This window comes from Bradyrhizobium sp. (assembly GCF_049691595.1).
In the GTDB taxonomy this organism is placed as follows: domain Bacteria; phylum Pseudomonadota; class Alphaproteobacteria; order Rhizobiales; family Xanthobacteraceae; genus Bradyrhizobium.
The window spans coordinates 1-1,537 of sequence record NZ_JBAVNZ010000062.1; the positions used below are offsets into that span (position 1 = coordinate 1).

Sequence of the window (1,537 nt, forward strand, 5' to 3'; positions counted from 1 at the left end):
GTGATGAAATAGATGTAGGCGTTGGGATCGGTCTCCCAGCCCTTGCACTTCAGGATGCGGCCGGGCTGGCCGCCGCCGGAATCGTTGCCGGCGCGCGGCACCGCGTCGCCGAACGGAATGCCTTCGCCGTACTGGCTGTATTCCGTCAGCGGGCCATGGGCGAGGCGCTGCTGGTCGCGCAGTTTTACGCGCGCGAGGTTCAAGACGCCGTCCTGCATCGCCGCAGTGACCTTCTGTCCCTGGCCGGTGCTGGTGCGCTGGTACAGCGCGGCGACGATGCCGAGCGCGAGATGCAGCCCGGTGCCGCTGTCGCCGATCTGCGCGCCGGTGACGAGCGGAAGCCCGTCGCGGAAGCCGGTGGTCGAGGCCGAACCGCCGGTGCACTGCGCGACGTTCTCATACACCTTGCAGTCTTCGTAGGGTCCGGGACCAAACCCCTTGATCGACGCCACGATCATCTTCGGATTGATGCTGTGGATCTTCTCCCAGGGAAAGCCCATGCGGTCGAGCACGCCGGGGCCGAAATTCTCAACCAGCACGTCGCAGCTCCTGATCAAAGCGGTCAGGACTTCCTTGCCCTTGGGGTTCTTGGTGTCGAGCGTGATCGAGCGCTTGTTGTGGTTGAGCATCGTGAAATACAGGCTGTCGACATTGGGGATGTCCTGCAGCTGCCCGCGGGTGATGTCGCCGACGCCGGGACGCTCGACCTTGATCACGTCGGCGCCGAACCAGGCCAGCAATTGCGTGCAGGTCGGCCCCGACTGGACGTGGGTGAAATCGAGAATACGAACGCCCGTGAGCGCCTTTGTCATCATCTTGCTCCGTATTGTGTCTGTCCTGCGCGCGCAGGGGGTATGGGTTGAGGCTTGGCTATTTCTTGCGAAGCACGCTTTGCGGATTGAGGTTGCCGATGCGGCCGCTCTCGGAGCCTGCCGCCGGATCGATCACCGCGTTGATCAGGGTCGGCTTGCCGGAATCCATCGCGGCGTTGACCGCGCGCTTCAGTTCATCCGGCGTCGTCGCGTTGACGCCGACGCCGCCGAACGCCTCCATCATCTTGTCGTAGCGCGAGCCCTTGACGAACACCGTCGTCGCGACGTCCGATCCGCCGGACGGATTGACGTCGGTGCCGCGATAGATGCCGTCATTGTTGAAGACGACGACGCAGACCGGAAGATGGTAGCGGCAGATCGTCTCCACCTCCATGCCGGAGAAGCCGAAGGCGCTGTCGCCTTCGATCGCCAGCACCGGCTTGCCGGTCTCGATCGCAGCCGCAATTGCATAGCCCATGCCGATGCCCATCACGCCCCAGGTGCCGACGTCGAGCCGCTTGCGCGGCTGGTACATGTCGATGACGCCGCGCGCGAGGTCGAGCGTGTTGGCGCCTTCGTTGACGAGGATGGCGTCCGGCCGCTCCTTGACGATGGTGCGCAGCACGCCGAGCGCGCCGTGATAATCCATCGGCGAATTGTTGTTCATCAGGCGCGGCGCCATTTTGGCAATGTTGTCGTCGCGCTTGGTCTCCACCGCATTGAGC

The 1,537-nt window shown here is 64.1% G+C and carries 2 protein-coding genes; both read right to left on the reverse strand.

Annotated features, from left to right (window positions below; translation table 11 throughout):
- Positions 1 to 812: formyl-CoA transferase (frc, locus tag WCE35_RS02850; RefSeq protein ID WP_424591829.1), on the reverse strand; the 812-nt coding region annotated here is incomplete at its 3' end.
- A 58-nt stretch (positions 813 to 870) separates the two neighbouring features.
- A partial coding sequence (locus tag WCE35_RS02855) for a thiamine pyrophosphate-dependent enzyme (protein WP_424591830.1) occupies positions 871 to 1,537 on the reverse strand: 667 nt, incomplete at its 5' end.